Consider the following 5,436-nt stretch of genomic DNA (forward strand, 5'->3'; position numbering starts at 1 on the left):
TCATAATCCCCCCCTTTACAAAAGCAATTTATATCTTTTCGAAGTACTGTCCTTTCAATTGATACTTTATTTTGCTTTTAGTAACTCTTCCATCTGCATCGATCAGCGGAATAAGTATAATCTTATTTGTCCGGTCATACATCAATTTCATGTAATCCATAGGGTTAACCCCATCCTTTCTATCCCTATTCGAAGAGCTAGAAAGATCAACTTCATAACCGAGCGTATTCTTAATCCCACTTTTAGTTTTAATCAGCCTGGCATTTGGATTAAACTTTCCATTTTCAATAGAGAATACCTTCATCTGGTAATAGTATAGAGCACTGCTTCCCACACTGATGCTAAGGCTCAGGTAATATCGTTTACCACCAACTGTAAGATCATTAATTTCAAAATAGCTACATCCATTATCTTCTTCGGCCACAGGATTTATCATTGAATACACTTTCCCGCCAACACTATATTGGTAAACATTTCTAAAATATTGCATAGTTCCGCCTTCCAGTGTATTCCAAGTATAGATTCTAAAAAGGCCATCACCAGAAGTAACGATATCCAATCCAACCTTTGTTCTGTCAAATTGATGGCGTAAAGTTTTCGGATTCTTAGCTGTGAAATTCAAAATCAGCTCTTCCAATCCCTTATTATATTTGGCAAGCGAATCATATGACTTTTCGTCTTGACTATGGCTCCAATTTGCTCGTTGCTGCGATAACTGGTTTAACTTATTCTCCAGTAATTTCAGATCCTGACCATAAACAGGTATTTTCAGCAACATAAATAATAACAAGATATAATTTTTCATAGGTCAGCTAATTTATGCGATAGTAATATAATTGCCTAATAATACCCTTGTTATTTCTATAGTTATTTAATAAATGGAATAAAACCTGTCAATTTTAGAAGACAACTCATCACAGTATACCCTGATGATTCGTAGAATCAAAGCTTTACAAATCGCCTTAAAATTAATAGAGCGTGAGTTGCAGACCAGAGCTAAAACAGTTGCGTTAACTGAAGAGGGAAAAGAATCAATAAAAAAGGCAGTAATTGTAGTAGAAAAATTTGATAGTGATTTTTTTTCATTGTTAAGAATCAAAGCTAAAAAGCTTAATAATAATTTATTAACTCTATTGAAAAATAAACTAAAATAGTACATATCACTTGATGGTTTTGTGGCTGGACCAAACAGAGAAATTAACCGAATCACCCTGTAGACAGGCATTAACAAAAAAATTACGCAGATAAAAACACTGATAATCAAAGCTTTTGTGTTTCATTCTTAAAACCAGGCACCTTTCCTATTTTGGAAAAATTAAAAGGCACTATTATTGAGCTGGCTTCATTACACACAAATAAACAATTATGAAAAAAATAGTTTTAATCTGCCTTGCAGTCATGGCCTTAGGCTGCAAAAGTATGTCCTATCAGGACTCTTCAATTAAGATCGGCATGTCAGAAAACGATTTCAAACGAGCTAACCACTCAGCGGAATTGATGTTGGTCGATAATAATGGGATGGTTATCTATCGCGTTACCTCCAAAGCAATTATCCCAAAAAATGAACCTTATTCATTCTATTATTTTTACCAGGGCAAATTGACCCGTTTTATCAAATCTGATCGCATAGACGATTATAAGTTTATCATGTAACAACCGCAAAGCAGCCTCTCCTATACGGACGAGGTTGCTTTGGTATACTTTACTCTGTTAACAGATCAGTGGAGCCATTCTTCTGCTGCCTTAAGTATCAAATCTGTATCAGAGTCAGACTTTACCATAACATCAGGGATAATTCTTTTCCAATATATTTTCTTATTGGTATCACTTACAAATCCGGTAGCCAGCAACAAAGTAGCTCCATCAGAAAGCCAGAACATCGAGTTTGAAGTCACATATCCACCACTCGGCTCGCCAAACAATCTGGTATTATTTGCTCCGATAAAAGAAATTGCTGTCATCTCTCCGCTACTGCAGGTTCGGTTACCAATCAAAACCGCTATCTTATTTTTGCTGTCTTTTAATTTGTAGTAAGAGTTTACCCTAACATTTGTACCTTTCTCTATCCCTTCCCGACCCTCCTTATAATACCACCGCTGGCGCTTTTCCCGATTTCTTTCTCCGCTGATAAAATAGCCTAAATCGCCTTCTCTGAGCAAAGGACCCAGGCCAGCAATCATAGGATGCATATTACCACCTGTATTTGTTCTTAAATCTACAATCCATCCCTTGATATCGTTTTCTTCATCAAGTTTTTTGATTTGATTCTGGATCGTTGTCGCAAATTCTAAGATCGATGGATAATGTGCAGATGAAAAGCCTGGCACCATGATATAGCCAATACCGTTTTCCAGCAATTTTGATATCGGCTTTTCCGGACTTGCCCCCGTAACGCTGGTTTGAGTTTGAGTTTTGTTTTGAATAAAGGAGTGGTTATCTCCCACTTTTCTAAGCTCTCTTATCATATAGTCTGTCAGCACACGGGTATCACTTATCGTTTGAAGTCCGTTAGAAAGTGCTGCAATATCTCTATTGATCCTTTTCCAATCCAATGAGTCTTTGTAAATGGAGTTCTTCTTAATAACTCCATTGAATTCATCTATATATTTTACCACCTCAGTAGAAGGCTGTATGCTCATAGTCTGTGCCTCTTCAAGATGAAAATCATCGAACCAGACCAATCCATTACCCATAAGGAAACCACCCACAACTAATTTTTTTGCCCCCTCAAGTACGGTTATGGGCAGTGTATATTTTTTCCAGTCAGTTGTTCCATGAACCACTGTATGCTGTGTATCAAAACTTTCAAATCCTATTACTTTATCTTTCTCATCCCATACCTGACACCAAACACCTATTTTTGCCATCACATCAGCCGTTTTGATATAGCAGGAGATTAATTTCCTCTGTACCCTGCTTCCTTCCACTGCGATCTCTTGCGAAAAAGACTGAAACTGTCCGTCATCAATTTTATCACCAGATACCTTTAATGAAAAATTGCCTTCAAATTTTATCTTATTATCAAGATTCATCTTAAATCCAGGCTTTCCTTTAAAGGACCAACCGGCCAGTGAATCAGGGTATGCAGTATTTCTAGATTCAAAGCCTCCATTTTTCATCTGGCTGTATCCTAAAAAACCTGTCAGCATAAACAGAGAAAGAAGTACAATTTTGGACATAGATAAAGTGCTTAAATTGAGTGTTTTAACATCTAAGATAACGCAATTATTTTTCCAATCAAATCCAATTGTATTTGGTTTCGAATATATAAAGGATACAACTGTAGTAGCCTTATATACTTCAAAAAAAATGTCCTGGTTGAAAAAACCAGGACATTTCTAATTTAATCGTTCTTAACAGAATGATTATTGATAATTATAGTTATTCCAATAATATGGCAGAGCCTTAACCGATCCCGGAACCCAGAAAATTGGACTGGTATAGTTGTTTTCTGCTCTTACTTTCAAGAAATTATCTGCATTTGTACTGAGTTCTATTGCAGGATAAAGAATACGCTCCGCCATAGGTTTCATCACCTTACCATTCAATGTCATCGGTTCTAATTTTGGATGGTGAGTTCTTCTTAATTCTGTAAATAGCTCGTAAGGCTGCATTAAATTCAAGTGAATATACTTTTGCTGCATTAAAATTTCCATTTTATCATCTGCGCTGGCCGCTGCTTCAAATTTAGCCTTAACCAAATTCGCATAAGTGCTAACAATAGCACCTGAGGGTTTAGCAGGGCGCATTATTGGATTTCCTGTCGCATAAGTACTCAAAGAATTAATGTAATACCAAAAATCTGTAGAATGTGTAATCGCATCTACAATATGGGCACTTGGTGTTTTACCCGTACTTCCCAAACCTTTCAAGGAAACTTCAGCCAATATCAAATCTACTTCTGCCATTGAAAACATATAGTTCGGGAATTCATTCCTGGAGTAGGTCGCATGATTATACATGGATTTTGCGTTTTGAGACAATGAACTTGCCAGATTATCTGCATAAGGATAATACTTTTCTCCTGCGTTGTAAGCAGGAGTTTGGCCATCAGCATCGTAACTTACTCCTCTATAGTCATTATTATTATTGAATTTGGTTGGCATGGCAATTACCGGTAAGCGTGGATCGTCAACACCTGGTTCATAAGCCGTTGTTCCATAATTCATACGCTTCATAATGATATTTGGAATGAAAGTAACGAAATTACGTTCATACACCCCTCTTAACCACGTTCCCCCACCAGGAACATCATTTTTAGATGTCAAGGCTATGGTAAAATCTGTTTGTGGCAAAGGTTTGGTCAATACATCTGCAATCTGTGCCCTTGCATAAGCTTCATCTACGCCAGAAATGCGAAGTGCATATTTTAAGCGCAAAGCATTGGCATACTGTACCCACTTGTTTACATCTCCATGGAAAGCCAAATCCTGATTTAAGAAAGTTGTCTTTCCATTCGCCGACATTTGGCTGTATTGACCTGGCAATTCGTCAGCGGCCTTTTTTAATCCCTCTATAACGGCATGATAAATAGATAGCGGATCATCATATTTAGGGAAGTAAACCGCATTAGCACCTTGAAATGCTTCTGAATAAGGGATGCTATTGAACAAATCTACATTCTTCGCAACCGCCCAATCCGTCATAATAATAGAAAGATCCAGATAAATTTTGCTGTCGATAAGTTCCTGACCCGATATATTTTTCAACAGATCCTGCATTACAGGTAGTCCTTTATGCCCTGTATACATGTCACCAAATAAACTGGTGCTGGTAGTAGCATCAAAACCATTTCCACCAACTACATCATCATAGGTACTAAAGAAATCATATCGCTGCGTAATATAACGTTGCGCAATCTGGCAATAGCCTGGTATCCCAAAGCCATCTCCGATCATGTAATACCACTCCCCGTAATCCTGATAATAGAATTTTTGTTTGGTCAGCATATCTAAAAATAATCCAGGTACTTTGGTTGATGGAGCTGGATCATAACTATCCGGGTTTTTGAATTGATCGTCTATACTTTTCTTACAAGATGTACCTAAAAAGATCAGGCACATGATGGTTATTATATTTAATGTTTTCATGAATGTCTATTTTAAATTAGAAACTTGCCTTTATGCCTAAATTATATGATCTCACTGAAGGATAGAATGAATATTCAGCATATTCTCCTCCACCCAGTGCAGCTTCTGCATCTACGTTTGGAAGTGTTTTGTATAAATAAAACAAGTTCCTGGCTGATGCATTGATGGATAGTTTTTGTAGTTTAAGTTTCTTACTGAATTTTTGAGGTAAGGTATATTCAGCTGAAATTTCCCTTACTTTGATATAGTTGTTCTTAAATAGTCTATCTGGGGTATACGTTCCTCCGGCATCGTTGATATAGGTAGAATAATAATCTACTGCAGCAATAATCTGGCTATTCTTCAC

The 5,436-nt window shown here is 36.8% G+C and carries 6 protein-coding genes; 2 read left to right on the top strand and 4 right to left on the bottom strand.

The genetic code is table 11. The features are described 5' to 3' along the window. Positions 1 to 28 precede the first annotated feature (28 nt). Complete coding sequence (locus VNZ46_RS02305; RefSeq protein WP_325558456.1) at positions 29 to 805, bottom strand: hypothetical protein; 777 nt, start codon at positions 803 to 805, stop codon at positions 29 to 31. A 124-nt stretch (positions 806 to 929) separates the two neighbouring features. On the opposite strand from VNZ46_RS02305, the gene VNZ46_RS02310 reads away from it, so the two are divergent. After that, positions 930 to 1,154: a hypothetical protein gene (locus tag VNZ46_RS02310; RefSeq protein ID WP_325558457.1), complete on the top strand. Its 225-nt coding sequence runs from the start codon at positions 930 to 932 to the stop codon at positions 1,152 to 1,154. 211 nt (positions 1,155 to 1,365) lie between these two features. Then, entirely contained in the window at positions 1,366 to 1,653 is a 288-nt protein-coding gene (locus VNZ46_RS02315; protein WP_325558458.1) for a hypothetical protein, read from the top strand. Positions 1,654 to 1,718: 65 nt separating this feature from the next. Here the strand turns inward: VNZ46_RS02315 and VNZ46_RS02320 are convergent, their stop codons facing one another. From VNZ46_RS02320 to VNZ46_RS02330, 3 genes are all read right to left on the bottom strand, one after another. Continuing rightward, positions 1,719 to 3,179 carry a S41 family peptidase gene (locus VNZ46_RS02320; protein WP_325558459.1) on the bottom strand — a complete coding sequence of 487 codons (1,461 nt, stop codon included), beginning with the start codon at positions 3,177 to 3,179 and terminating at the stop codon, positions 1,719 to 1,721. Between the two features lie 186 nt (positions 3,180 to 3,365). Continuing rightward, complete coding sequence (locus VNZ46_RS02325) at positions 3,366 to 5,090, bottom strand: SusD/RagB family nutrient-binding outer membrane lipoprotein (RefSeq protein ID WP_325558460.1); 1,725 nt, start codon at positions 5,088 to 5,090, stop codon at positions 3,366 to 3,368. A 16-nt stretch (positions 5,091 to 5,106) separates the two neighbouring features. Then, positions 5,107 to 5,436 (bottom strand): hypothetical protein (locus tag VNZ46_RS02330; protein WP_325558461.1); only part of this gene is annotated, 330 nt, incomplete at its 5' end.

This window comes from Pedobacter sp. (assembly GCF_035566355.1).
Classification (GTDB): Bacteria; Bacteroidota; Bacteroidia; order Sphingobacteriales; family Sphingobacteriaceae; genus Pedobacter.